Origin of the sequence: Aeromonas sp. ASNIH2 (genome assembly GCF_002934795.1) — a bacterium.
In the GTDB taxonomy this organism is placed as follows: domain Bacteria; phylum Pseudomonadota; class Gammaproteobacteria; order Enterobacterales; family Aeromonadaceae; genus Aeromonas; species Aeromonas caviae.
Genome location: NZ_CP026406.1, coordinates 1,061,474 through 1,085,378, shown reverse-complemented (window position 1 = coordinate 1,085,378; position 23,905 = coordinate 1,061,474). Strand labels below are relative to the sequence as shown.

The 23,905-nt window shown below is 59.0% G+C and carries 27 protein-coding genes; 17 read left to right on the top strand and 10 right to left on the bottom strand.

Features of this window, described 5'->3' with window-relative positions:
- Positions 1-10 precede the first annotated feature (10 nt).
- The gene (locus C3F36_RS23745) at positions 11-508 is read left to right on the top strand and encodes a hypothetical protein (protein ID WP_233759715.1); all 498 of its coding nucleotides are present in this window, start codon (positions 11-13) and stop codon (positions 506-508) included.
- A 119-nt stretch (positions 509-627) separates the two neighbouring features.
- Positions 628-807 (top strand): hypothetical protein, encoded by a 180-nt coding sequence (locus C3F36_RS04965; RefSeq protein WP_104454604.1) that lies wholly within the window; start codon positions 628-630, stop codon positions 805-807.
- Here C3F36_RS04965 and C3F36_RS04960 read toward each other — a convergent pair whose 3' ends face one another.
- Positions 808-1,758: an IS1595-like element ISKpn3 family transposase gene (locus tag C3F36_RS04960; protein ID WP_043851557.1), complete on the bottom strand. Its 951-nt coding sequence runs from the start codon at positions 1,756-1,758 to the stop codon at positions 808-810. It lies immediately after the preceding gene.
- A gap of 100 nt (positions 1,759-1,858) precedes the next feature.
- Between C3F36_RS04960 and C3F36_RS04955 the strand changes: the two genes are divergently transcribed.
- The gene (locus tag C3F36_RS04955) at positions 1,859-2,410 is read left to right on the top strand and encodes a hypothetical protein (protein WP_199769665.1); all 552 of its coding nucleotides are present in this window, start codon (positions 1,859-1,861) and stop codon (positions 2,408-2,410) included.
- 117 nt (positions 2,411-2,527) lie between these two features.
- On the opposite strand, the gene C3F36_RS04950 is transcribed toward C3F36_RS04955, so the two are convergent.
- On the bottom strand, positions 2,528-3,103 hold the full coding sequence (locus C3F36_RS04950) for a DJ-1 family glyoxalase III (RefSeq protein ID WP_104454603.1): 576 nt from the start codon (positions 3,101-3,103) through the stop codon (positions 2,528-2,530).
- A 30-nt stretch (positions 3,104-3,133) separates the two neighbouring features.
- Entirely contained in the window at positions 3,134-4,081 is a 948-nt protein-coding gene (locus tag C3F36_RS04945) for a ketopantoate reductase family protein (protein ID WP_104454602.1), read from the bottom strand.
- A 358-nt stretch (positions 4,082-4,439) separates the two neighbouring features.
- On the opposite strand from C3F36_RS04945, the gene C3F36_RS04940 reads away from it, so the two are divergent.
- The gene (locus tag C3F36_RS04940; protein ID WP_010673357.1) at positions 4,440-4,922 is read left to right on the top strand and encodes a YajQ family cyclic di-GMP-binding protein; all 483 of its coding nucleotides are present in this window, start codon (positions 4,440-4,442) and stop codon (positions 4,920-4,922) included.
- A gap of 103 nt (positions 4,923-5,025) precedes the next feature.
- Here the strand turns inward: C3F36_RS04940 and C3F36_RS04935 are convergent, their stop codons facing one another.
- From C3F36_RS04935 to C3F36_RS04910, 6 genes are all read right to left on the bottom strand, one after another.
- Positions 5,026-5,847 carry a nucleoside-specific channel-forming Tsx family protein gene (locus tag C3F36_RS04935; protein WP_104454601.1) on the bottom strand — a complete coding sequence of 274 codons (822 nt, stop codon included), beginning with the start codon at positions 5,845-5,847 and terminating at the stop codon, positions 5,026-5,028.
- A 156-nt stretch (positions 5,848-6,003) separates the two neighbouring features.
- A complete protein-coding gene (locus tag C3F36_RS04930) occupies positions 6,004-7,407 on the bottom strand; it encodes an AmpG family muropeptide MFS transporter (RefSeq protein ID WP_104454600.1) in 1,404 nt (467 codons plus the stop codon).
- Between the two features lie 85 nt (positions 7,408-7,492).
- On the bottom strand, positions 7,493-7,822 hold the full coding sequence (locus C3F36_RS04925; RefSeq protein ID WP_104454599.1) for a hypothetical protein: 330 nt from the start codon (positions 7,820-7,822) through the stop codon (positions 7,493-7,495).
- A 114-nt stretch (positions 7,823-7,936) separates the two neighbouring features.
- Positions 7,937-8,488, bottom strand: a complete 552-nt coding sequence (locus tag C3F36_RS04920) for a peptidylprolyl isomerase (RefSeq protein WP_104454598.1) — start codon at positions 8,486-8,488, stop codon at positions 7,937-7,939.
- 14 nt (positions 8,489-8,502) lie between these two features.
- On the bottom strand, positions 8,503-9,075 hold the full coding sequence (locus C3F36_RS04915; protein WP_010673362.1) for a YajG family lipoprotein: 573 nt from the start codon (positions 9,073-9,075) through the stop codon (positions 8,503-8,505).
- Positions 9,076-9,099: 24 nt separating this feature from the next.
- A complete protein-coding gene (locus C3F36_RS04910) occupies positions 9,100-10,233 on the bottom strand; it encodes a methyltransferase (protein WP_010673363.1) in 1,134 nt (377 codons plus the stop codon).
- A 207-nt stretch (positions 10,234-10,440) separates the two neighbouring features.
- Here C3F36_RS04910 and C3F36_RS04905 point away from each other — a divergent pair, with 207 nt between their 5' ends.
- The 9 genes from C3F36_RS04905 (at position 10,441) to nqrM (ending at position 18,266) form a co-directional block, all read left to right on the top strand.
- Positions 10,441-10,749: a BolA family protein gene (locus C3F36_RS04905; RefSeq protein WP_010673364.1), complete on the top strand. Its 309-nt coding sequence runs from the start codon at positions 10,441-10,443 to the stop codon at positions 10,747-10,749.
- 419 nt (positions 10,750-11,168) lie between these two features.
- Positions 11,169-12,512 carry a Na(+)-translocating NADH-quinone reductase subunit A gene (locus tag C3F36_RS04900; RefSeq protein WP_029313920.1) on the top strand — a complete coding sequence of 448 codons (1,344 nt, stop codon included), beginning with the start codon at positions 11,169-11,171 and terminating at the stop codon, positions 12,510-12,512.
- A gap of 3 nt (positions 12,513-12,515) precedes the next feature.
- Positions 12,516-13,745: an NADH:ubiquinone reductase (Na(+)-transporting) subunit B gene (locus C3F36_RS04895; protein WP_010673367.1), complete on the top strand. Its 1,230-nt coding sequence runs from the start codon at positions 12,516-12,518 to the stop codon at positions 13,743-13,745.
- A complete protein-coding gene (locus C3F36_RS04890; RefSeq protein WP_052816328.1) occupies positions 13,735-14,523 on the top strand; it encodes a Na(+)-translocating NADH-quinone reductase subunit C in 789 nt (262 codons plus the stop codon). Before C3F36_RS04895 ends, C3F36_RS04890 begins: the two co-directional genes overlap by 11 nt.
- A complete protein-coding gene (locus tag C3F36_RS04885) occupies positions 14,516-15,148 on the top strand; it encodes an NADH:ubiquinone reductase (Na(+)-transporting) subunit D (protein WP_005303545.1) in 633 nt (210 codons plus the stop codon). The genes C3F36_RS04890 and C3F36_RS04885 overlap by 8 nt, the downstream gene beginning before the upstream one ends.
- Before the next feature lie 3 nt (positions 15,149-15,151).
- Complete coding sequence (nqrE, locus tag C3F36_RS04880) at positions 15,152-15,748, top strand: NADH:ubiquinone reductase (Na(+)-transporting) subunit E (RefSeq protein ID WP_005303538.1); 597 nt, start codon at positions 15,152-15,154, stop codon at positions 15,746-15,748.
- A gap of 17 nt (positions 15,749-15,765) precedes the next feature.
- Complete coding sequence (nqrF, locus tag C3F36_RS04875) at positions 15,766-16,989, top strand: NADH:ubiquinone reductase (Na(+)-transporting) subunit F (RefSeq protein WP_010673369.1); 1,224 nt, start codon at positions 15,766-15,768, stop codon at positions 16,987-16,989.
- A gap of 3 nt (positions 16,990-16,992) precedes the next feature.
- On the top strand, positions 16,993-18,030 hold the full coding sequence (locus C3F36_RS04870; protein WP_029313924.1) for an FAD:protein FMN transferase: 1,038 nt from the start codon (positions 16,993-16,995) through the stop codon (positions 18,028-18,030).
- An 11-nt stretch (positions 18,031-18,041) separates the two neighbouring features.
- Positions 18,042-18,266, top strand: a complete 225-nt coding sequence (gene nqrM, locus C3F36_RS04865; protein WP_010673371.1) for a (Na+)-NQR maturation NqrM — start codon at positions 18,042-18,044, stop codon at positions 18,264-18,266.
- 81 nt (positions 18,267-18,347) lie between these two features.
- Here the strand turns inward: nqrM and C3F36_RS04860 are convergent, their stop codons facing one another.
- Positions 18,348-18,560: a hypothetical protein gene (locus C3F36_RS04860; protein WP_039040708.1), complete on the bottom strand. Its 213-nt coding sequence runs from the start codon at positions 18,558-18,560 to the stop codon at positions 18,348-18,350.
- Positions 18,561-18,778: 218 nt separating this feature from the next.
- Here C3F36_RS04860 and dinB point away from each other — a divergent pair, with 218 nt between their 5' ends.
- The 4 genes from dinB to C3F36_RS04840 all read left to right on the top strand — a co-directional run bounded on the left by dinB (position 18,779) and on the right by C3F36_RS04840 (position 23,889).
- On the top strand, positions 18,779-19,831 hold the full coding sequence (gene dinB / locus C3F36_RS04855; RefSeq protein WP_104454597.1) for a DNA polymerase IV: 1,053 nt from the start codon (positions 18,779-18,781) through the stop codon (positions 19,829-19,831).
- A gap of 67 nt (positions 19,832-19,898) precedes the next feature.
- On the top strand, positions 19,899-22,034 hold the full coding sequence (locus tag C3F36_RS04850) for a methyl-accepting chemotaxis protein (protein ID WP_104454596.1): 2,136 nt from the start codon (positions 19,899-19,901) through the stop codon (positions 22,032-22,034).
- A gap of 286 nt (positions 22,035-22,320) precedes the next feature.
- A complete protein-coding gene (locus C3F36_RS04845; RefSeq protein WP_029313926.1) occupies positions 22,321-23,241 on the top strand; it encodes a transcriptional regulator GcvA in 921 nt (306 codons plus the stop codon).
- A 12-nt stretch (positions 23,242-23,253) separates the two neighbouring features.
- Entirely contained in the window at positions 23,254-23,889 is a 636-nt protein-coding gene (locus C3F36_RS04840) for an alpha/beta fold hydrolase (protein ID WP_104454595.1), read from the top strand.
- Positions 23,890-23,905: the final 16 nt, after the last annotated feature.

Below are 23,905 nucleotides of genomic sequence, written 5' to 3'. Positions count from 1 at the left end.
TTATTTGGTAATGGCTGATAAAGATTATCATTACCGCCTTACAAGCGAAGGTCTTATTGCTATTTATCAAGATTCCATTCCCAATATAGCTTATAAAATAGTCAGGGGTTTGGCTTGGTTGGGTGTACTTGTATGTATTATTTCAGTAGCCGTATTAGGGCCATTATCCTTGGTCGGTGCTGGTGGTATGGCTCTTTTTGCAATTTTCTTCACTGATTTCAAAAAGGAAGAACATATAGAATATACATTGTTCAATAAAAATAAAGCCAATGTGATTAAGGTTGTCAATAACGCAGCCTTCGTTCAATTCGAAACCATCCCGTTTGGTTATTCAGACTTTGCAAATTTTTACTGCTATAAAAACGAATTGAAAAAAATATTGGCATCCTTGTTACCAATATTAAATTGCCGGGAGTATAGGGAATTTAAAACTATATTGTCATTAAATAGAGCTCCTCACAGTTCTCTGGATGTAGGCGTACCAAGAACACTGGATGAGCTAAAATAATCATTCTGAGAGACTTTCATGTTTATTGCTCTTGGCTCAACCTTAGCATCGGTCCTGTTTCATTGGTTCGCCGCCATGGTGTTTTTGACGCTGGTAATCGGAAAGCAAGGGAATAAATAATGGAAAAGAAAAACGAAGTTATTGAGGGCAATGAGCAGGAGACTCTTTTCCAGCAGCTACCGCAGGAAGAGCAGCAACGTATAATCAATGCCAATCAGAAAATGGTGCGTGAAGCCCCAATTCTTCAGGAGTGGAATATTCGGGTTTCTACACCATTTGCTTGGCTTATTATTTCCTGATTACCCATGACCCTCAGCCAGCTTCAAGAGCCGATATGGCATCGGAGGGCTTGCCACGACTGCATGCCCCAATTCTACCAACATGCTATTGAGGTCAAAACGATGATTAAACCGGAAGCAGTATTCCGCAAGATGCCTTGGTAAATGCTTCGCTCCGAGCGTATGGCAACTGCCCCGCAGCGAGTTTTTCACATTTCCTATCATCGTGTTTACCCAGTTGAATGCCGGATGATCCAGCCAGTCCAGGTTGCCCCCGGTGACAACTCCCAGGTGCTCACAATTGGCCTCCTTGACCGCTTTGAAACAGGCCAATCCATCGGATATCACCGCGCTACCACTGGCAATATGCCGTTTTGCCCAATCAGCAACGGACTTGGTTTTGAAACCATCGACCACCGTCATCCGCATCTTGATTGGATGTCCTTCCTTGTTCAGGGCCACTGCTGCCACAAACGGCGTCTTGCCTGCCGCGCCCCGACCCCGTTTGCCACCACGGCGCTCGCCACCCCAGTAGACATCATCGAGCTGAATGATGCCGCTGATGGGCTGCTTGTCATCGGACTCTTTCATGGCTTGCAGCAGCTTGTGCTTGAGCATCCAGGCGGTGTCATATTTGACGCCCAACTGGCGCTTTAGCTCCATCGCTGACAAGCCTGTTTTGGTTTGTGACAACAGGTGCATTGCCAGAAACCACTTGGTCAGTGGGAGCTTGGTGTTTGCGAAAATCGTGTTTCCAGTCAATGACATCTGGTGACGGCAGTGATTGCATTGCCACACACGTGGCCGCCTTCTCAGGCGACAACAGGTCTTGTTGGCACATTCAGGGCAGACAAAGCCGTTAGGAAAACGCCAAGTGAACAGCGCGTTTTCGCACTGAGCCTCAGTGCCATAGTCCTTGAGAAACTCAAACAGGCTGTAGCCTTTCTGGAATTGGATTTTGCTTTTGGCCATGATCTCGCACCTCGATAACTGTACGTAAGATCAGTATAGTTCGTGGTAACTGACTGCTAATCATGGGTAATCAGGTATTATTTTTCTAGTCACTGCAGTTATGACGTTATTTGCTGTAGGTTGTGTATTACTTACAGGTGATGTTGATTGGGGGTTTGCTTATCTAGCATTCGGTGTTGCTATAGCAATGATCCCTTATTTTCGTTATTTAGTGATGGCAGATAAAAACTATCATTACCGTCTTACAACAGAAGGCGTTATTGTCACTTATCAGGATGTTATTCCAGAAGTAGCTTATACGATAGTCCGTAGTTTGGCTTGGCTTGGCGTGGTGGTCTGTGTATTTGCAGTGGCTGTATTGGGACCATTTTCTCTGGTCGGTGCTGGTGGGATGGCACTCCTTGCGATATTTTTCACTGATTTTAAAAGTGAAGTAACAGAGCATGAAACCATGTTTAAAAAAGATTGGGACTATACGTTAATCATCTCCAATAGAAAGAAAGCATTAAGGTTTGAATCAACGCCATTTAAGATTTCACATAGCGATAATTTATATTGTAAATCTGAAGATTTTGAAAAAGTTGTCGGTCTGATCAAAGAGCAGATTAGATGTGTCGATATAAAATATATAAAAGGCCATCCAATGACCTGACTTTTATATTCCACCTGTCAGGCGAGGACCATCTCCATGCCGTCTGAGCCTCCAAAACAGAGCCCCCTTGCCTGTGGCAAAGGGGCTCTGCCGTTTTCAGAGAAGTGATCGGTGCGATTATGGCAACACCGAAGGGGGCAACACCATGGGACCGGCGACCGCGTGAGCAGCCTCGTCACCTCGCAGTACCCGTACTATCTCGAGGGCGAACTCGATGGCGGTACCCGGGCCCTGGCTGGTGATCAGGCGATGGGCTTCATCGGTCACTACCCGCGCCGTGCTCAATTGTGTCGCGGGCAGACGGGCCTGAAAGCCCGGATGGCAGGTGGTGCTCGCATCCCCCAGCAAGCCGTGATGGTGCAGTACCACGGCGGGTGCGGCGCAGATGGCGGCGCGCCAGCGGCCGAGGCCTGCCTGCTCCCGTAGCAGGTCGATGGCGAGGGGGGTGTCGCGGATCACTTCGCTGCCGGGCAGACCGCCCGGCACGACCATGGCATCGAAGTCACGGGTGGTCAGCTCGTCGAGATGGCAATCCGCCACCAGTTGCACCCCGCGAGAGGCGCGGATCTGGCGCGCTCCGGTGGGGCAGCAGGAGGCCAGCACCACATCGATGCCACCCCGAACCAGGGTATCGACGATGGCAACCGTCTCTATCTCTTCCGACCCGGGGGCCACCAGTACCAGTACGCTCATCTTGCACTCCTTGCTTGCCAGCTGCTCTGCTCAGCGCTTCTCTTTGACGGCCTGATAGAGGCCCTGATTGACCGGCACCGCGATACCGTGAAAGGCGGCCTTGCCCAGCAGGAAGCCGGTGATGGCTTCGATCTCGGTCTCGCGGCCCTGTTCCATGTCCTGATACATGGAAGAGTAATTGTCGGCGGTGAGCTCCACCACCATCATGACACGGCGCAACAGCTCTTCGCTGCCGGTAGGCTGACCTTCGGCCCGCATGACGTCAGCCACTTCCACGCAGATTTGCTGCAGGGCATCGGCAAAACGCGGACCAGCCAATTCGCCGTTCTTGAGCTTGTAGAGCGCGGTGAGGGGATTGATGGCGCAGTTGACGGCGAGTTTCTGCCACTGGCGTGTCAGGATCTGCTCATCCCAGCCGGCCTGACCCAGGGCGCTGGCCAGCTCGTCGGCGAGGTGGGCATGGGCACGGGCCGCTTCGTTGACAGGGCCCAGCCAGGTCTCCCCCTTGCCGGTGTGGCGGAACACGAAGTGGCCGCTCTGCATGGCGCCATGGCTGGTGACGCCGGCGATCACCGGGTTGTCTGGGAAGAGTGCGACCACCTGATCGGCGATCCCCATGCCGTTGTGCAGCAGCACGATGGGCACCCCTGCCGCCAGTTGCCCGACCAGGGGAGTGAGGGCCGATATCACCTGCCCCGCCTTGGTCATGACCAGCAGGCGTTTGATGCTACCCGGCTTGTCGATGAAGGCGCGTTCGATGGCCAGGAGCTGGGTATGCCCCTCAAGGGAGGTAAAGTCGACGCCGGGGTGCAAGGTGGCACGATGGCGCTCGCGCAGCAGGAGGCGGGTTGCTTGGCCGCTTTGGGTCAACAGGGAGGCGAAGACGCCGCCCAGGGCGCCGCAGCCCAGCAAGGTCCACTCGGGAGAGACAGGGTGACGGCGTGTTTTCAGGTTGTTGTCGCGTAATCCGCTTGGCATGAAGAGGCTCGATCATGGGAAGGGCTGCCATCCTGTCAACCGCCAACCCGGGATAAGGGAAGATGTCGCTTGGTGAATACCTGGAACCGGTGCATGAGCTGACTGCCGGGTCGTGCTCAAGGCTCATGCGCAGCCAGGGAGCCTCATGTATGCATGACCATACGGGTTCCTGGGCTGCACTTCACCGAGTGTCGGACCTCTCGCGACCGCTCCTGGACGGGTTCTAACGGGTCTCACCATTCCTGTGCGCAGGGGATTCTAGCAGAGCAATCCCATCGAAATCAGCAAATTTGCCCGTTTTCTGGTAGATTTGCCCACCTGTCAGCACAACCTGAAGTACAGCATGAGGAGCCCGGCTATGCCGTCATTCGATATTGTCTCTGAAGTCAAAATGAACGAGGTGTTGAACGCCGTTGATAACGCCAACCGTGAACTGGCGACCCGTTTCGATTTTCGTGGTGTGGAAGCCAGCTTCGAATTGAACAAGGAAGAAGTAAAGCTGGAAGCCGACGCCGATTTCCAGCTCAAGCAGATGGTCGAGATCCTGCGCGGCGCCCTGCTCAAGCGCCAGATCGAGAACAGTTCCATGGACGTGGGTGACAGCGTCCACTCCGGCAAGCGTTTCCACCTGACCGTGAAGTTCAAGCAGGGGATCGATAAGGAAGTGGCCAAGAAGCTGGTGAAGCTCATCAAGGATTCCAAGATCAAGGTGCAGGCCGCCATCCAGGGCGACGAGGTGCGGGTCACCGGCAAGAAGCGCGACGATCTGCAAGAGACCATGGCCCTGGTGCGTGGCGCCGAACTGGGCCAGCCGATGCAGTTCCAGAACTTCCGCGACTGATGGCGGGCGGGGAGGGTAAGCTCTCCCCCTTCTCCCGGCATCAAGCCATAAAAAAACCGGAGCCATGGCTCCGGTTTTTTGCGTCCGTCGACGACAGGTTCGATTAGAACTTGTAGGTCACGGAGAAGTAGTGGCCGAAACCAGTGGTGTTCAGACCGCCAAAGGCACCGTTCTTGAGACCGTATACGTCGTTGAAGTACTTCAGACCGTAACCGACGGCGTAGCGGTCGGAGTGCCAGTACAGGCCGTGGAAGGTGGCCACGCCAGTCTCGTTTTGGTTCTCGTTGTCGTAGGTGTCACGACCGAACAGGTAGTCCAGGTAACCCTGATAGGACAGGAAGGAACCGTTGGAGAAGGTGTAGAAGGGTTTGAACCAGTTCATGGAGAACTGATAACCGTTCCACTTGCCTTCTTCAGTGTCGAAGCTGCTCTCGGTGGCGTGACGTGCGTACAGGTTCATACCGACCTTGCCGAACCACGGAACCATGACGTCAGCGCCCAGACCGATTTGGTTTTCCATCATGGAGTCGTCAACGTTGTTCAGGGAGGCGATATACAGCTCTTGAACCGGACCAAAGGACAGGTCTTTACCAGTCAGCGCATCCAGGGACAGACGCGGAGCGAACTTCATAAAGATGTTCTGGCCACCGTGCTTGTCGCTGTGACGGGAGTCGAAGATATCGAAGACGTCGACGTAACCGTACAAGTCAAATAGGCCGGAACGACCACCGAATTCCATTTCGAAGTAGGTGTCATTGTAGTCGCTGCCCATGTAGGGGCGCTGGTCGATGGTGTGCATCACGTTGAATTGCACCCACTTGTAGTCGTTCTTGTGGATGTCACCGCTGTAGTCGGCAGCGAAGGCCGGAGTGGCGGAGGCAGCCAGCAGACCGGCAGCGATCAGAGTCTTGGTAAATTTGGCCATTTTATTGGTCTCTTGTGCGTTAGTTGAGGTTTTCCGTAGCCTGCCCACAAGGAGCGGGAGGGATTCTAGCCAAATAAATTCAACGGATAAACAAGCACCAGGGAACTTTGTCAGGATTTGTGAATCTAATCACCCCCAAAAATTAGCAAACGCTTGCTATTTGCTCGTTTGTGGTGACAAGGTGCTGCCTCGTTTGGCAACCATGATGATCAGGATCATCACCGGAATGCCGAGCAGACTGGTGCCGATGAAGAAGTGGCTGTAGCCGATCTGCTCCACTACCCGACCAGAAAACCCCGCCAGCAACTTGGGCAGCAACAGCATGATGGAGCTGAACAGGGCGTACTGGGTGGCGGAGAAGGCGACGTTGGTAAGACTCGAGAGATAGGTCACAAACGCAGCCGTGGCGATGCCGGCGCTGAGGTTGTCCAGCGAGATGATCAGAGTCAGCAGCTCCAGGTTGTGGCCCACTTCGTTGAGGAGAGCGAACAGCAGGTTGGTGCTGGCGGTCAGCACGGCGCCGAGGAACAGGATGCGCAGGGTGCCAAAGCGCATCACCAGCACGCCCCCGAGCGCGGCTCCCACCAGCGTCATGATGACGCCATAGACCTTGGTGATGGTGGCCACTTCCGTCTTGCTGAACTGCAGATCCACATAGAAGCTGTTGGACATCACCCCCATCACCACGTCCGAGATGCGATAGCAGGCGATAAGCCCGAGGATCAGCAGGGCCGAGGAGCCGTAGCGGCGAAAGAAGTCGGCGAAGGGACACCAGATGGCCTCGTAGGTCCAGGCCCCCAGCCCGGCCAGCGTGGGTGGCCAACCCCGTGCCAGCAGGGTGGCCTTGCGCGCCATCTGCTGCTCGTCCTGACTCTTGAGATCGATCTGCGGCTCGTGACTCATCAGGGTGGTGAGGATGCCAAGAGACATCAGCCCTCCCATCAGCAGATAGGTGAGCTGCCAGCCGCGATAGTCATAGCCGTTGTTGCTGCCGAGCCAGGCCGCCAGCGCTAGCGCCCCCGCTCCCGCCATGATCATGGCGAGTCGATACCCCGTCATATAGGAAGCGGCCATGGCCGCCTGCAGCCGCTCGGGAGCAGATTCGATGCGATAGGCGTCGATGACGATGTCCTGGGTGGCAGAGGAGAAGGCCACCAGCAGAGCGAAGAGGGCCAGCTGGGCGAGCTGGGTCTTGGGATCGCAATAGGCCATCCCCACCAGGGAGAGGGCGATCAGCACCTGGGAGAACAGCATCCAGCTGCGTCGTCGCCCAAGCAGCCGTGACAGCAGGGGCAGGGGCAGCCGATCCACCAGGGGCGACCACAGCCACTTGAAACCGTAGGCCAGCGCTACCCAGCTCATGTAGCCGATGTCGGTCAGGCTGACATCCGCCTCGCGCAGCCAGAACGAGAGGGTGCCAAAGACCAGCAGCAAGGGCAGGCCGGAGGAGAATCCCATGGCGAACAGGATGAGTACCCGCGCTTCCAGATAGACGGCGAGGGCATCTCGCCAGCGGGTGGCGCGGCCCGGTGTGTGACTGGGCGGGCGGAGATTGTTCAACAGCCTGACTCCTCTGGGAAAAGGGGGTCATTTTGTCAGGTTCGGCAGGCGTAGCCAAGGCAAGCCGAGTGGCGGGCGGCAGGTTTCAGGGACGTGAGCCGATGCAGTGGTGCGGGCAGGGGCCCTCGTCGGCGAGAAAATTGGCGCAGGCCATGAGTTGCAGGCGCAGCGCGTCATCACAGAGGAGGCGCTGCTCATCCCACAGGTGCAGGCTGTGAAGCAGATGCCAGAACACACCTTCCTGTGCGTTGGCGGGGGTTTTGTCCATGGGGATCACGCAGAGCGCCTGCCAATGGGAGAGGATCTGCCAGCTCAAGTCTTCCAGCTGCTGGTAGGGAATCTTGCGTGCCAGAAAATGGCGAACCGCCTGTGCCAGCGGGTCGGCGTGTTGGGTTATGTAATCATGACAGGTCACCGGCTCCTCCTTCTGGTTCTGCTCCCCGATGCGTGGCACACATCGGGGAGCAGAGTATAGAAAAAGAGACCGGTGACCCGTTCAGGGACGCGGTGGAATGTGATCCGGGCCGCGTTATTTGTCCGCGAGCAGCACCACTTTCTTCAGGATGATGGGGCTGGTGGGGACGTCGTTGGCACGCAGGATGGAGCTGTAGCCGGTCTGGACCTGGGCCAGTTTGTCCAGCACCTCCATCCCCTTCACGACCAGGCCGAACACGGTGTAACCGGCGCCGGCATTGGCGTTGAGGTTGTCGTTGTCCACCAGATTGAAATAGAACTGGCGAGTGGCGCTGTCGACCGCCTGGGTGCGGGCCATGGCGATGGTACCGCGCTTGTTGGGCAGGCCGCCTCTGGACTCGTTGACCACGGGATCGAAGGTCGGCAGGGGCTGGAACTGCTGGTTGTAGCCCCCACCCTGCACCACGAAGTTCTGGATCACCCGGTGGAACAGGCTGCCGTCATAGCTGCCGTCTGCCACGTAGCGCAGGAAGTTCTTCACGGTCTGGGGTGCCTGTTTGGGGGCCAGCTCCACGACGATGGTGCCATGGTTGGTCTCCATCTGGACTTTTTGACCGGCAAAAGCCAGGGGGGCGATCAGGGTGACCAGTAACCAGAGTTTCTTCATTTATATGTCCTCGCTCAGCTCGGCTGGCCCTTGAGATAACCGCGCAGCGCCTCGTCGGCCATGATCTGCTGCAGCACGCTGCCCAGTTGCTGGTTCAGGGTGGATTCCAGATCGGCCATGCTCGGCTCGCCCGGGCTCTCTTTGCTGGAGGACATGTTGAACTGCTTGGTCAGCTTGCTGCCCTGGAAGTCGGCAATCACCTGCAGGCTGACGCGGGACTTGGTGACATAGGTGAAGGTCTTCTCTTCCACGGTGACGGCGGCAGTGGAGATGGCCAGCGTCAGGTTGGTGGTGCCGCTGTTGCCCACTTCCAGGCCCTGGCTGCGCAGCCCTTCCGCCAGTTTTTCAGCCAGCAGGCTGTTGAGAGGCTGACTGCTGTTCACCAGCACAGGAGCCTTCTCTTTCTTCTTGATGGAGAAGACATAGGCGGCTTCACGCTTGTCCACCCCTTCCATGGTGATGCGGTTGCCGGAGTAGTACTGCTGGTTGGAGGGGATGACTTGCGGGTTGAGCAGGGCGCTCTCGGGCCAGTGAGTAGCACAACCGCCCAATACCAGAGCGGCCAGCAGCAAGAGTGACTTTTTCATCATGGGTTTCCTTTAGCTTTATCTTTAGCGTTTGATGGCTTTCAAAATAACGAATTTGCTGTTCGACGCAACGACTTGTGCGTTGCCAAACAGGCGCTTGAGTTTGTTGTGATAGTCCAGATGACGGTTGCCTACTATCCAGAGTTCGCCCCCCTGAGGCAACACCCGGTGGGCATCGCTGAACATCTGCCAGGCGATGTGATCGGTGATCGCCTGCAACTGATGGAAGGGGGGATTGCAGAGGATCCTGTCCGCTGCCCCGACGGGAACGTCATCGAGACAGTTGTTGACCATGAAGTGGGCACGGGGCAGGGCATCGGGCAGGTTGTGCTCGACGTTGAGCCGTGCGGACGCCACCGCCATCCGGGATTCGTCGATGAAGGTCACCTCCACCTCGCTGTCGCGCGCGAGAAGGGAGAGCCCGAGCACGCCATTGCCACATCCCAGATCGATCACTCTGCGGGCACTGTGGATGGGCAGGTTGTCCAGCATGAAGCGGGCGCCGATATCCAGGCTCGTGCGCGAGAACACGTTGGCATGGTTGTGGATGAGCATGTCGGTGCCTTCCAGCGGCCAGACGGTCGGGAAGGGACTGGTCAGGGACGGGCGCTCGGCGGCCGGGGTGCAATGAATGAGGCGCGCCTTCTTCCAGGCGAGCGAGGTGCGGGTCTCCCCCAGATATTTCTCGAACAGCTTGAGGGTGGAGGTGTGGATGTCCTTGGCCTTGCCGGCAGCAATGATGCGGGTCGCAGGGGTCACGACCCCGCGCAGGGCAAGCAGTTGCTGCTCCAGCAGCGCCTGATACTTGGAGACCTTGATCACCACCAGGGCGGGGGCATCGGGCAGGGGGGCCAGCGCATCCTGCAGGGTGATGGCGTGGGGATCCAGCCCGTTTTCCGCCAGATTGGCCAGGGTGGCCCGCTCGCTGATGTGGGAGTCGGTCACGCAGACGGGGGCGTGGGCATGCAGATAGCCTGCCAGGGCGCCGAAGCCGTCGTTCATGATGATGACGGGGCCGTCAGGTGCCTGCTGCGATTCGGCAAGGTGGCTTATCAGATACTCGTCCGCCGCATCCCAGGCCTGCAGGGGGTCCTGGCTCTGCCGTGGGTAACGATACAGGGTCAGGCGGCAGTGGGCCGTGTCGAGCAGGGTTTGCATAGGCAAGAGTCCAACGTGTGATTGATGAATGGCGACCGTCTGCCCCGTGTTGCCCGGCAGCGGTGAAAGTGGCGCTATTCTAGCGGCGGCGGAGAAATTCACCAGTCCGGTGCGGTGAGAGCGAGCGGATCCTTCGTACCTAATGCATCGGGCGCACAACCCTGGCTACAATGGCCGGATATTCAACGAGGAGTCCTTACCGTGAGCATGCAACAACAGATAGAGGCCAAGCTGGCCGCCGCGCTCTCCCCGAGCCACCTGGAAGTGATCAATGAGAGCTACATGCACAGGGTGGCACCAGGCTCCGAAAGCCACTTCAAGGTAGTCGTGGTGAGCCAGGCGTTTGAGGGACAGCGTTTGTTGGGTCGCCATCGTCAGGTGAACGGGGTGCTGGCCGACGAGCTGGCGGGAGCCATTCATGCATTGGCGCTGCATACCTATACCGAATCCGAGTGGCAGGCCAGGGAGCAGGCGCCAAAGACGCCGGGTTGCGTCAGCAAATCCCCCTTTGCGTGAGCCGTTGGACCTTCTGATGGCGCCTTCCTCGGGCCATTAACAGCGCTATCACGAATGGTGTGCCGCCAGGGATGAGGGGTGTAGCATTATTTTTTCTAATCCTTTTCCTTACGCCTGAAAAATACCTCTATATGGTTGGTTTTGCGAAAAGTCCTTTAAAACCACGGTTTGCAAGGACGTGCGCGAAATATTCAGTGAAGGTTAATTTTGTGATAGGGCGGGGATTTTCCCCATTTGGCGTGGCGGCTAACTCGCCTAAGGTGGTAAACTCAGGCGCTTTTGAATGATCCTGTATGTTGCTGATTTGTTTATTTCTTCGACAGCTTTCCGCGATGTTGACGGGCTCATTCAACAACTCGTCGTGATGTATTTCTCGGCGCTAACCAACCTGTCTTCCCTTAACGGTAGTGCAAGTGAGTATGATTACAATTAAAAGAGGACTGGACATCCCCGTGCTGGGTGCTCCGGAGCAAGTAATCTACGATGGCCCGGCCATCACCCGTGTTGCTACACTCGGCGAAGAGTTCGTGGGGATGCGTCCTACTATGTTTGTCAAAGTAGGTGATCGCGTCATTAAAGGTCAGGAGCTCTTCGAAGATAAGAAGAATCCCGGCGTTAAATTCACGGCCCCTGCCACCGGTGTGGTTTCTGAGATCAACCGTGGTGCCAAGCGTGTTCTCCAGTCCGTCGTCATCGACATTGATGGGTCCGACGAGCAGGTGACCTTTGAGCATTTTGCCTCCGCCGAGCTGGCACAGCTCGAGCGCAGCAAGGTGCAGGAGATCCTGGTCGCATCAGGCCAATGGACCGCGCTGCGTACCCGCCCGTTCAGCAAGGTGCCGGCCGTGGGCTCCACCCCGCGCGCCATCTTCGTCACCGCCATGGACACCAACCCGCTGGCCGCCAGTGCGGAGCTGATCATCAAGGAACAGGCCCAGGCCTTCCTCGACGGTCTGGCCGTGCTGACCCGCCTGACCGATGGTACCGTCCACGTCTGCAAGGGCGAAGCCAGCCTGCCGCACTCCTCCCTGGCCCAGGTCAAGGAAGCCGTGTTCGTCGGTCCGCATCCCGCCGGTCTGCCGGGCACCCACATCCACTTCCTGGATCCGGTCGGTGCCAACAAGGTGCAGTGGCACATCAACTATCAGGACGTGATCGCTTACGGCAAGCTGTTCACCACCGGCCAGATCTTTACCGACAAGGTGATCTCCCTGGCTGGCCCGAACGTCATCAAGCCGCGTCTGCTGCGTACCCGTCTGGGTGCCAGCCTCAGCCAGCTGACCAACAACGAGCTGCGTGCGGACGAAAACCGCATCATCTCCGGTTCCCTGCTGAGCGGTGCCAAGGCCGAAGGGGTCCATGACTACCTGGGTCGCTTCCACAACCAGGTGAGCGTGCTGGGCGAAGGCCGTGAGAAAGAGTTCATGGGCTGGGTCAAACCCAGTGCCAACAAGTTCTCCATCACCCGTACCACCCTCTCCCACCTGATGAAGGGCAAACTCATCAACTTCACTACCACCACCAACGGTAGTGATCGCTCCATGGTGCCTATCGGCAACTATGAGCGTGTGATGCCGCTCGACATCCTGCCGACCCTGCTGCTGCGGGATCTGATCTCCGGTGACACCGACAGCGCGCAGGCGCTCGGCTGCCTGGAGCTGGATGAGGAAGATTTGGCGCTCTGTACCTTCGTCTGCCCCGGCAAGACAGAGTACGGCCCCGTCTTGCGTGAGTGCCTGACCAAGATCGAACTGGAAGGTTAAGCGATGAGTTTCAAGCAACTTCTTGAAAATATGGAACATCACTTCGAGCCGGGTGGCAAGTACGCCAAGTACTATGCCCTGTTCGAAGCGGCGTACACCCTGTTTTATACCCCGGGTTCCGTGACCCGCAATGCCGCCCATGTCCGTGATGCGATCGATCTGAAGCGCATGATGATCATGGTGTGGCTGGCCGTGTTCCCGGCCATGTTCTGGGGCATGTACAACGTCGGCAACCAGTCCATCGCCGCCATCGCCCACATGGGCAGCGCGGCCGGTGCCGATTCCTGGCAATACGCCCTGGCCACCCTGTTCGGTGCCTCGCTGGATCCGGCCGTCGCCGGCATCGGCAGCAAGATGCTGATCGGTGCGGCGCACTTCTTCCCGATCTACATCACCGTCTTCATCGTCGGTGGTTTCTGGGAAGTGTTGTTCGCCATGGTGCGCAAGCACGAGATCAACGAAGGCTTCTTCGTGACCTCCATCCTGTTCGCCCTGATCGTGCCGCCCGAGCTGCCCCTGTGGCAAGCTGCCCTGGGTATCACCTTCGGTGTGGTGCTGGCCAAGGAAGTGTTCGGTGGTACCGGCAAAAACTTCCTGAACCCGGCGTTGGCGGGTCGTGCCTTCCTGTTCTTCGCCTACCCGGGTCAAATCTCCGGTGATGCGGTCTGGGTTGCCGTTGACGGCTTCTCCGGCGCAACCGCACTGAGCCAGTGGGCCCAGGGCGGCCAGATGGCGCTGATCAACGGTGCCACCGGTGAAGCCATCAGCTGGATGGATGCCTTCCTTGGCAACCTGCCCGGTTCCATCGGTGAAGTTTCCACCCTGATGATCCTCATCGGCGCAGCCATGATCGTCTACATGCGCATCGCCTCCTGGCGCATCATCGCCGGCGTCATGGTCGGCATGGTCGCGACCTCCCTGCTGTTCAACGTCATCGGTTCCGATACCAACCCCATGTTCAGCATGCCGTGGCACTGGCACCTGGTGTTGGGTGGCTTCGCGTTCGGCATGGCCTTCATGGCGACCGACCCCGTTTCCGCTGCCTTCACCAACAAGGGCAAGTGGTGGTATGGCGCCCTGATCGGCGTGATGGTGGTGCTGATCCGGGTAGTGAACCCTGCATTCCCGGAAGGCATGATGCTGGCCATTCTGTTCGCCAACCTGTTTGCCCCCTTGTTTGACCATTTCGTGGCACAGGCGAACATCAAGCGGAGGATCGCACGTGGCGTTTAATAAAGACTCTACTACCGGCACTCTCGCCGTAGTGACCGGTCTGTGTCTGGTCTGCTCCATCGTGGTCTCCGTGGCCGCCGTGGGTCTGCGTCCGGCCCAGCTGGAAAACAAGGCGCTGGACAAGCAAAGCAACATCCTGTCCGTCGCCGGCGTCGACATCAGCGCCGTGGCCAAGCGTGACCTGGCCCAGCTCTATGGCGACAAGATTGAAGCGCGTCTGGTGGATCTGACCACTGGTGAGTTCGTTGACGGCGATGCCGACAACTTCGACACCAAGGTTGCCGCCAAGGACCCGGCCAAGAGCATCCGTCTGGCCCCGGCCGACGACAAGGCCGGCCTGCGTCAAATCTCCAAACTGATCCCGGTGTTCTTCGCCAAAGATGCCGAAGGCAAGGTCGACAACATCATCCTGCCGATCTACGGCCAGGGTCTGTGGTCCACCATGTACGCCTTCGTAGCAGTCGCGGCCGACGGTCAGACCATCAAGGGCATCACCTACTATGACCACGGTGAAACCCCGGGTCTGGGTGGCGAGATCGAGAATCCGGCCTGGCGCGAGCTGTTCGTCGGCAAGAAGCTGTTCGACCAGAACGGCCAGCCTGCGCTGCGGGTGATCAAGGGCCATGCTCCGGCTGGTTCCGAGCATGAAGTCGACGGCCTGTCTGGTGCAACCCTGACCGGTAATGGTGTACAGCACACCTTCGACTTCTGGATGGGCCCCAAGGGCTTCGGTCCCTTCCTGGCCAAAGTACGTGCAGGAGAAATCAACAATGGCTGACAAGAGCGAAATGAAAAAGTTGCTGTTGACGCCTGTGCTCGGCAACAACCCCATCGCACTGCAGGTGCTGGGTGTCTGTTCCGCGCTGGCCGTTACCAGCCAGATGAAGACGGCGTTCGTGATGACGCTGGCCGTTACTGCGGTCACCGCCTTCTCCAACCTGTTCATCTCCCTGATCCGCAACCAGATCCCGAACAGCGTGCGGATCATCGCCCAGATGGCGGTGATTGCCTCGCTGGTTATCGTGGTTGACCAGGTGCTCAAGGCGTATGCCTATGACATCTCCAAGCAACTGTCGGTGTTCGTCGGCCTCATCATCACCAACTGTATCGTGATGGGTCGTGCCGAAGCCTACGCCATGAAGAGTGCCCCGCTGCCCTCCTTCCTGGACGGTATCGGCAACGGTCTGGGTTATGGCGCCGTGCTGCTGACCGTGGCCACCGTGCGCGAGATCCTGGGTTCCGGCACCTGGTTCGGCATCGAGCTGCTGCCGCTGGTGAACAATGGTGGCTGGTATGTGCCCAACGGCCTGCTGCTGCTGCCGCCGAGTGCTTTCTTCATCATTGGTCTGATCATCTGGGGCGTGCGCACCAAGGATCCCAAGCAGGTGGAGGCGAAGGATTAAGGTATGGAACACTATATCAGTCTGTTGATTCGCTCGATCTTCATCGAGAACCTGGCGCTCTCCTTCTTCCTGGGGATGTGTACCTTCCTGGCGGTGTCCAAGAAGGTCAAGACCGCCATGGGTCTGGGGATTGCCGTTATCGTGGTTCAGACCGTTGCCGTCCCGGCCAACAACCTGATCTACAACTACGTGCTCAAAGACGGTGCCCTGGTATCCGGTCTGGATCTGAGCTTCCTGAGCTTCATCACCTTCATCGGGGTGATCGCGGCCCTGGTGCAGATCCTGGAGATGGCGCTGGACAAGTACTTCCCGGCCCTCTACAACGCCCTCGGTATCTTCCTGCCGCTCATCACCGTGAACTGCGCCATCTTCGGCGGCGTCTCCTTCATGGTGCAGCGTGACTACAACTTCGTTGAGTCCGTGGTCTATGGCGTGGGTTCGGGTGCAGGCTGGATGCTGGCTATCGTCGCGATGGCAGGGATCCGCGAGAAGATGAAATATTCCGATGTTCCGGAAGGCCTGCGCGGCCTCGGCATCACCTTCATCACCGCGGGTCTGATGGCGCTGGGCTTCATGTCCTTCTCTGGTATTTCCCTGTAATCGGAAAGGAAATATAGATGGAAATTATTCTGGGTGTGGTCATGTTCACCGTGATCCTGCTGGCCTTGGTGGCAGTCATTCTGTTCGCCAAGTCCAAGCTGGTGACCGCCGGTGACGTGACAATCAGCATCAACGGCGACCCGGCCAAGGCTGTGACCAGCCCGGCGGGTGGCAAGCTGCTTGGCGTGCTCGCCGGCAGTGGTATCTTCGTCTCCTCCGCCTGTGGCGGCGGCGGCTCCTGTGGTCAGTGCAAGGTGCGTGTGAAATCCGGCGGCGGCGACATCCTGCCGACCGAGCTGGATCACATCAGCAAGGGCGAAGCCCGTCATGGCGAGCGTCTGGCCTGCCAGGTCACCGTCCGTTCCGACATGGACATCGAGCTGCCGGAAGAGATCTTCGGCGTGAAGAAGTGGGACTGTACCGTCATCTCCAATGACAACAAGGCCACCTTCATCAAGGAGCTCAAGCTGCAGATCCCCGATGGCGAGAGCGTGCCGTTCCGTGCCGGTGGTTATATCCAGATCGAAGCGCCTGCCCACCACGTGCAGTACAAGAACTTCGATATTCCCGAGGAGTATCGTGGTGACTGGGATCGCTTCAAGATCTTCGAGCTGGAGTCCAAGGTCAACGAGCCGATCATCCGTGCCTACTCCATGGCGAACTATCCGGAAGAGTTCGGCATCATCATGCTGAACGTGCGGATCGCAACTCCGCCGCCCAGCAACTGGACTGCCCCTCCCGGCCAGATGTCTTCCTACATCTTCAGCCTGAAGGCCGGTGACAAGGTGACCATCTCCGGTCCGTTCGGCGAGTTCTTCGCCAAGGACACCGACGCCGAAATGGTGTTCGTCGGTGGTGGTGCGGGTATGGCGCCGATGCGCTCCCACATCTTCGACCAGCTGCGCCGTCTGAAGACCAAGCGCAAGATGAGCTTCTGGTACGGTGCCCGTTCCAAGCGCGAGATGTTCTATGTAGAAGACTTCGACATGCTGCAGGCCGAGAACGACAACTTCCAGTGGCACGTCGCCCTGTCCGATCCGCAACCGGAAGACAACTGGGATGGCTACACCGGCTTCATCCACAACGTGTTGTTCGAGAACTACCTCAAGAACCACGAGGCGCCTGAGGATTGCGAGTTCTACATGTGCGGGCCTCCCGTGATGAACGCCGCCGTCATCAACATGCTGAAAAACCTCGGTGTTGAAGACGAGAACATCCTGCTGGATGACTTCGGTGGTTAATCCATGCACAGCGTTGTAAAGACCTGGCTAGCCTTCGGGCTAGCCTTTTTCTTGACTGGGTGCGGTCAGGAAACGGTCCAATCGAAGCCGGAGATCCACATCACCGGCAGCACCATGGGTACCTACTACTCCATCAAGGTGGCAGATAGCGCTGTTCAGGATGCCGCCAGGCTGCAAGCCGAGGTCGACGTCTTGCTGGAGCGGGTCAACGATCAGATGTCGACCTATCGCCCGGATTCCGAGCTGTCACGCTTCAACCAGCACAAGAGCAATACCCCTGTGGTGGTTTCCCGCGATACCGCGCGGGTGGTGACCGAGGCCATTCACATTGGCCGCGAGAGCCGCGGGGCGCTGGACGTCACCGTCGGGCCTCTGGTCAATCTGTGGGGCTTTGGGCCGGATGCCAGACCGACCAAGGTGCCGTCCGACGAGCTGATCGCCCAGACCCGGCAGAAGACGGGCCTTGGCAATCTGCATGTGATAACCTCTGCCGATGCCGATACCCTGCAAAAGGACATCCCGGACCTCTACGTGGATCTCTCCGCCATTGCCAAGGGGTTTGGCGTGGACAAGGTGGCCGAGTACCTGGAGTCCCAGGGGGCGCGCAACTATCTGGTGGAGATCGGCGGCGAGCTGCGCATCAATGGTGTCAACGGCAAGGGGCATCCCTGGCGTGTCGCCATCGAGAAGCCGACCGTCAATGCCGGTTCCGTACAGGAGGTGATCCTGCCCGGTGACAACGGGGTGGCCACCTCGGGCGAGTACCGCAACTATTACGAGCTGGACGGCAAGCGCTTCTCCCACACCATGGATCCGCTGACGGGCAAGCCCATCCAGCACCGCCTGGTGTCGGTGACCGTCATCCACCCCTCCTGCATGACTGCAGACGGGTTGGCGACCGTGTTCATGGTCATGGGGCCGGAGAAGAGCCTGGCCTATGCCAAGGAACGGGGGCTGGCCATCTTCACCATCACCAAGACGGATGACGGGTTCGAAGAGGCCTATTCGGATGCCTTCAAACCATATCTGGTCAAGAAGTAAGGGGTAACTACATGCAGATCTTTCTGATCACCTTCGGGGTGTTTCTGATGGTCGTGGTGGCCATGGCCATCGGCTACATTTTCCAGCGCAAGTCCATCTCCGGCTCCTGTGGCGGCCTGGGTTCCATCGGGATCGAGAAGGAGTGCGACTGCCCCGAGCCTTGTGACAACCGCAAGAAGAAGATGGCCAAGGAAGAGGCCCGTCGCAAGATGCTGGTGGACAACCGCATCATCTAACGGCGGATATCGCTCTGAAGGCAGCCTTGCAACGAAACGAGCCGACCCCTGGGTCGGCTCGTTTTTATATGTGGCATGGGGTCAGTAGTCATATTGGCTGCATGCCTTTGCCTTGAACTCTTTCTTTCGCTTTGCCAGCTCTTCCCTAGTGCCCAGTTCATCCCCCTGCCTGATGGCGGTTTCCAGTATCTCGATGCGCTTGTACAGCCAGCTGCATTCGGCTGTCGGGTGATCCTTGGCCATGGTCGCTAGCGGCAACAGCAGCAGGCAGAGCCCCGCCCGGATGATGCTCATGCTTCTCCTCCTTGAGTTTGGTGTGGATGTGGCCTTGAGAGTCTATGCCGCCGCGCCCGCGCGCAGACTGGCAGAAATGACAGGCTTGGGGTAGCATGGAACGTTCAACTGATTATCCATACAGTATTTTTGTCGTTCGACACGCCTCCTCGCCGGATGCCCAGGGTCTATCCCTATGATCTGTTCGGGAGGCTGTCGACACAGCAACAGACACGGCCATGCGCAAGATCATTCACATCGACATGGACTGCTTCTTCGCCGCGGTGGAGATGCGGGACAACCCGGCCCTCAGGGAGGTGCCGCTCGCCATCGGTGGCGCTGCTGACCGACGCGGAGTCATCTCCACCTGCAACTACGTGGCGCGCCGCTTCGGGGTGCGCTCTGCCATGCCGAGCGCCCTGGCCAGAAAGCTCTGTCCGCCATTGGTGCTGATCCCCGGGCGGATGGCCGTCTACAAAGAAACTTCGCGCCAGTTGCGCGCCATCTTCCTGCGCTACACCGAGCAGGTGGAGCCGCTCTCCCTCGATGAAGCCTATCTCGACGTGACCCAGAGTCCCCGCTGCGGTGGCAGCGCCACCCTGATGGCGGCGGAGATCCGTGCCGCCATCAGCGCCGAGCTTGGGTTGACTGCCTCGGCCGGTGTGGCGCCGAACAAGTTTCTGGCCAAGCTCGCCTCCGAGCAGCGCAAGCCTGACGGCCTGTTCGTCATCCGCCCCCAGGAGGTGGACGAGTTCGTGCGCCAGCTCCCTCTTGGCAAGCTGCCCGGCATCGGCCGCAAGACGGCAGAGCGGCTGGAGTCCCTCGGGCTGTATTCGTGCGAAGATGCCCGCCAGCTCGGCAACGAGGAGCTGATCGCCCGTTTCGGCAAGCTCGGGGAGATGCTGGCCGGCCGCATCTGGGGGCATGACGATCAGCCGGTGCAGGCTAGGCGGATGCGCAAGAGCATCGGTGTGGAGACGACGCTCGCCAGCGACGTGCTGGACGAGGACGCCTGCTGGCAGGTGCTTAGCCGGCTCATTCCCGAGCTGGAGCAGCGTTTTGCCAAGGCCTGCTCTGCGGAGATGCTGATGGGGCAGGGGATCAAGCTGAAGTTTGCCGATTTTCACCAGACCACCGTTTATCGCAAGGGGAGTTATCAGGCGGCCCGCTTCCACGATCTGCTGCACGAGGGACTGCAACGGGCTCAAGGAAAGCCCATTCGCCTGCTCGGTCTGGTCGTTGGTTTGCCCGGAGCGGGTGAAATCAATCAATTAAGCCTGGATTTCTGCTGATTTAGTTAAGTTTTTGTATCCAAAACCGATATAGTGTTCACATCTGTAGACGTTAGGAAATAGTGGCATGAGTTCTCTTTCTGTTCAGGGACGGATCACCCTGATCGCCGGTTGCTGTCTGCTGGCCAGTGCCGTCGCGCTGGTGGCTTCTTCTCTTTTCAACGCGGCCCGCATGCAGGAGCAGGTGCTCACCTCCACCACCCTGGAGGGGCAGCACGCGGCAGAAAACTGGATGCAGGCCATGGGAGCGACCCAGGCAGCCCGGGTGACCAGCTACCTCGATGAGGCTTACTTCAGGGCGACCCTGCTTGCCGAGGGTATCTTGTTCCAGCGCAAGAACGCGGCCGACAACTTCGTTCACTCCGAGGCGCTGCGCAATGCCGTCAACCAGCAGTTGCAGGATGCGGCGGAGTCGTCAGCGAACCTGCTCGGTGTCTATGCGGTATTCGAACCCAACCAGCTCGACGGGGAGGATGACAACTATCAGGGGTCGACGGCGCTCGGGGCCAACGACAAGGGGCGTTTTTCCAGCTATTGGGCCAGGGTCGACGGCAAGGTCAGTCTGGAGGTGATGGACGAGGCGATACTGGCCAACGACAAGCCCTCCGGACACGGCGGCCTTGAGAACGACTGGTACAGTTGCAGCATCCGCAGCAAGGCGCTCTGTCTGCTCGAACCCTATGTGGACGAGGTGGGGACCCAGCAGGTGTTGATGACCTCGGTGACCGTGCCGTTGCTGGACCAGGGTTCCCTGCTTGGCATGGTGGGGGTTGACATCTCCCTGGGGACCCTGCAGAGCCTGGTGGAAGAGATGGGCCGGACCCTCTACAAGGGGCAGGCCAAGGTGCTTCTGCTCAGCAGTGAAGGGCGGGTGGCCGGCGTGGAAGGGTTCCCGGTCGCCCTTGGCAATCTGCTGGAGCAGCAAGGGCTGGCGCAGGATCTCAAGGGGTGGCTGACCAAGGGAGATGTGGTGACGCGCTGGAGCCCGGATGGCGCTCTGTTGCAGACCTTCGTGCCGGTCAGCATGCGCGGTACGGATCGCAAGTGGGGCACCTATATCGAGCTGCCCCGCGCCGTGGTGCTCGCCTCGGCCCTGCAACTGCAAGGGGAGCTTGAGGATCAGGCCCAGCGCAGCGTGGCCACCCAGCTCACCATAGGTGGCGGGATTTCGGCGCTCGCCCTGCTCTGCATCTGGCTGATGGCCCAGCGCATCGTGGCGCCCATCCGCGCCGTGGTGGCACGCCTCAAGGACATCGCCAGCGGGGAGGGGGATCTCACCCAGCGCATCGATCTGCGCAGGGATGACGAGATTGGCGAGCTGGCCAAGTGGTTCAACAAGTTCCTGGACAAGCTGCAATCCACCATCAGCCAGGTGATCGACACCGTTGCGGGCACTCGGGCCAGTGCGGCCCTGGCGGCGCAAGGAGCAGCCCGTACCAGCGCCGGCATGCAGTCCCAGTATCAGGAGGTGGATCTGGTGGCGACCGCGTTTGAAGAGTTGAGCGCTACCGCCCTGCAGGTCGCCGGCAATGCCAATGCGGCGGTGGCGGCGGCCGATGAGGCCGACACGGCGGCCCAGGAGGGCAAGTCCGTGGTGGCGCAGACCCAGGAGGCCATGTCCAGACTGATGACGGTGATAAGCGATGCCAAACCAGTGGTGGAGCACCTCTCTGCCAACAGCGACAACATCAACGACATCCTGGTGGTGATCCAGGGGATTGCCGAGCAGACCAACCTGCTGGCTCTGAACGCGGCCATCGAGGCGGCCCGAGCCGGTGAGCAGGGGCGCGGTTTTGCGGTGGTCGCCGACGAGGTGCGCAACCTGGCGGGCCGAACCCAGAACGCCATCGTCGAGATCCAGAACCTCATCGGCCAGTTGCAGTCGGGGACGGAGGCGGTGGTGAAGGCGATCCTGACCAGTCATCACCAGGCGGATCTGACCCTCACCAAGGTGGAGCAGTCGGTCAGCGTGCTGGAGCAGATCATCCAGGCGGTCGGCACCATCCACCAGATGAATGAGCAGATCGCGAGGGCCGCGCAGGAGCAGAGCGGCGTGGCGGACGAGATCAATCGCAACGTCAGCAACATTCGCGATGTGAGCCATACCATTCGGGCGGAAGCGGCGACCTCCGCTGACAACGGGCGCGAGCTGTCGCAACTGGCGGACAAGCAGCAGCAACTGGTGGGCCAGTTCCGGGTGTAGGGGAGGATAAGAAAAAAGGCGCCATCCAACCGGAGGCGCCAAACACATTCAGATGACAGACTGGGTTAAATCGACCTGATTTAGCCCTTCTTCCCGCAGAGGAAGAAACACAACACCACAATCACTGTCGACTCACTCACAAAAACCACATGTAAACCAACATGGAAGAGAAGGTGTGAGCCATATGACAACGAATTGCGTGGCGAATTATGTTTATTCACTGGTCGACCCGCAACCGACAATTTATAATGCGCCCCATTAGAAAAATTCATCGTCGGCCGATTCCATGTCTCGTCGTTTACCTCCGCTCAATGCACTCAAAGCGTTTGAAGCCGCGGCTCGTCACTTGAGCTTTACCCGCGCAGCAGAAGAGCTGTTCGTGACCCAGGCAGCCATCAGCCACCAGATCAAGGCGCTGGAGGAGTATCTCGGCATCAAGCTGTTTCGCCGCAAGAATCGCTCCCTGCTGCTGACCGAGGAGGGGCAGAGCTACTTCCTCGACATCAAGGACATCTTTGCCTCCATCTCCGAGGCGACCGACAAGCTGCTGGCCCGCAGCGCCAAGGGGGCGCTCACCGTCTCCCTGCAGCCGAGCTTCGCCATCCAGTGGCTGGTGCCCCGCCTGGTCAAGTTCAGCGAACGCCACCCGGACATCGATGTGCGGATCAAGGCGGTGGACATGGACGAGGGGTCGCTGACCGACGACGTGGACGTGGCCATCTACTACGGCCGCGGCAACTGGCCGGGTCTTCGTTCGGACAAACTGCACACCGAGTACCTGATCCCGGTCTGCTCGCCCCTGTTGCTGACCGGCCCCAAGCCCCTGCGCACCCCGGACGATCTGACCCGTCACACCCTGCTGCACGACACCTCCCGGCGCGACTGGAAGGCCTGGTTCCGCCAGCTCGACATCGACGCCCCCAATGTCAATCAGGGGCCCATCTTCAGCCACTCCACCATGGTGATCCAGGCGGCGATCCACGGTCAGGGGGTGGCGCTCGGCCACAGCGTGCTGGCCCAGCCGGAGATCGAGGCGGGTCGTCTCATCTGCCCGTTCGAACAGGTGCTGGTGAGCAAGAACGCTTTCTATCTGGTGTGTCAGGAGCAGCAGTCCGATCAGGGCAAGATAGTGGCTTTTCGCGACTGGATGCTGGAACTGGTGGAGCAGGAAGAGGCCCGCAGGCGTGCCCGCCTTGCCGATGCCTGAGGAGTTGACCTGGTGACTGACCCGACAAGAGAGGGGGCGAGTGACGCCCCCGTTCGCATTCTGCTGGCCCACGGCGCGGGGGCGGGCATGGAGCACGGCTTCCTGGCCGAGTTGTCGCGACTGCTGGCGGGGCCGGATATCGAGGTGGTGCGCTTCAACTTCCCCTATATGATCAAACGGGCTCAGGACGGCAAACGCAGGCCGCCGGACAGACAACCCGTGCTGCTGGCTCACTGGCGCGAGATGGTGCGTCAGTTTGCCCATCCCCGGCTGTTTCTGGCGGGCAAGTCCATGGGGGGGAGGATGGCGGCCGAGCTGTTTTGCGAGGGGGACGACGAGATGGATGCTGCAGGATTGATCGTTCTCGGGTATCCTTTCCACCCCCCGGCCAAGCCCGACGCATGGCGGGGCGAGGTGCTCAAGCTGATCACGACGCCCACGCTGCTGCTGCAGGGGGAGCGTGATACCTTCGGTTCTCGCGCCGAGCTGGCCGATTTCCCCTTCTCACCCGCCGTATCGGTCCACTGGCTGACCGACGGGGATCATGGTTTCAAACCGAGAAAGGCGAGCGGCATGAGCGAGCAGGAGAACCTGCGACTGGCCGCGGAGCGGATCAAGGGTTTTATCGCGGCGGTGGGCCGCTCCTGACCATCTCGAGCGGGTC

What these genes read in the sequence shown, in the direction of transcription:
- C3F36_RS04955 (WP_199769665.1), top strand. Translation starts at nt 1,859, where the DNA reads ATGACGTTATTTGCTGTAGGTTGTGTATTACTTACAGGTGATGTTGAT.
- C3F36_RS04895 (WP_010673367.1), top strand. Translation starts at nt 12,516, where the DNA reads ATGAGTTTCAAGCAACTTCTTGAAAATATGGAACATCACTTCGAGCCG.
- nqrE (WP_005303538.1), top strand. Translation starts at nt 15,152, where the DNA reads ATGGAACACTATATCAGTCTGTTGATTCGCTCGATCTTCATCGAGAAC.
- C3F36_RS04900 (WP_029313920.1), top strand. Translation starts at nt 11,169, where the DNA reads ATGATTACAATTAAAAGAGGACTGGACATCCCCGTGCTGGGTGCTCCG.
- C3F36_RS04850 (WP_104454596.1), top strand. Translation starts at nt 19,899, where the DNA reads ATGAGTTCTCTTTCTGTTCAGGGACGGATCACCCTGATCGCCGGTTGC.
- C3F36_RS04845 (WP_029313926.1), top strand. Translation starts at nt 22,321, where the DNA reads ATGTCTCGTCGTTTACCTCCGCTCAATGCACTCAAAGCGTTTGAAGCC.
- C3F36_RS04860 (WP_039040708.1), bottom strand. Translation starts at nt 18,560, where the DNA reads ATGAGCATCATCCGGGCGGGGCTCTGCCTGCTGCTGTTGCCGCTAGCG.
- C3F36_RS04910 (WP_010673363.1), bottom strand. Translation starts at nt 10,233, where the DNA reads ATGCAAACCCTGCTCGACACGGCCCACTGCCGCCTGACCCTGTATCGT.
- C3F36_RS04885 (WP_005303545.1), top strand. Translation starts at nt 14,516, where the DNA reads ATGGCTGACAAGAGCGAAATGAAAAAGTTGCTGTTGACGCCTGTGCTC.
- C3F36_RS04945 (WP_104454602.1), bottom strand. Translation starts at nt 4,081, where the DNA reads ATGCCAAGCGGATTACGCGACAACAACCTGAAAACACGCCGTCACCCT.
- C3F36_RS04965 (WP_104454604.1), top strand. Translation starts at nt 628, where the DNA reads ATGGAAAAGAAAAACGAAGTTATTGAGGGCAATGAGCAGGAGACTCTT.
- C3F36_RS04950 (WP_104454603.1), bottom strand. Translation starts at nt 3,103, where the DNA reads ATGAGCGTACTGGTACTGGTGGCCCCCGGGTCGGAAGAGATAGAGACG.
- C3F36_RS04920 (WP_104454598.1), bottom strand. Translation starts at nt 8,488, where the DNA reads ATGAAGAAACTCTGGTTACTGGTCACCCTGATCGCCCCCCTGGCTTTT.
- C3F36_RS04940 (WP_010673357.1), top strand. Translation starts at nt 4,440, where the DNA reads ATGCCGTCATTCGATATTGTCTCTGAAGTCAAAATGAACGAGGTGTTG.
- nqrM (WP_010673371.1), top strand. Translation starts at nt 18,042, where the DNA reads ATGCAGATCTTTCTGATCACCTTCGGGGTGTTTCTGATGGTCGTGGTG.
- C3F36_RS04905 (WP_010673364.1), top strand. Translation starts at nt 10,441, where the DNA reads ATGCAACAACAGATAGAGGCCAAGCTGGCCGCCGCGCTCTCCCCGAGC.
- dinB (WP_104454597.1), top strand. Translation starts at nt 18,779, where the DNA reads ATGCGCAAGATCATTCACATCGACATGGACTGCTTCTTCGCCGCGGTG.
- C3F36_RS04960 (WP_043851557.1), bottom strand. Translation starts at nt 1,758, where the DNA reads ATGGCCAAAAGCAAAATCCAATTCCAGAAAGGCTACAGCCTGTTTGAG.
- C3F36_RS04915 (WP_010673362.1), bottom strand. Translation starts at nt 9,075, where the DNA reads ATGAAAAAGTCACTCTTGCTGCTGGCCGCTCTGGTATTGGGCGGTTGT.
- C3F36_RS04935 (WP_104454601.1), bottom strand. Translation starts at nt 5,847, where the DNA reads ATGGCCAAATTTACCAAGACTCTGATCGCTGCCGGTCTGCTGGCTGCC.
- C3F36_RS04870 (WP_029313924.1), top strand. Translation starts at nt 16,993, where the DNA reads ATGCACAGCGTTGTAAAGACCTGGCTAGCCTTCGGGCTAGCCTTTTTC.
- nqrF (WP_010673369.1), top strand. Translation starts at nt 15,766, where the DNA reads ATGGAAATTATTCTGGGTGTGGTCATGTTCACCGTGATCCTGCTGGCC.
- C3F36_RS23745 (WP_233759715.1), top strand. Translation starts at nt 11, where the DNA reads ATGGCTGATAAAGATTATCATTACCGCCTTACAAGCGAAGGTCTTATT.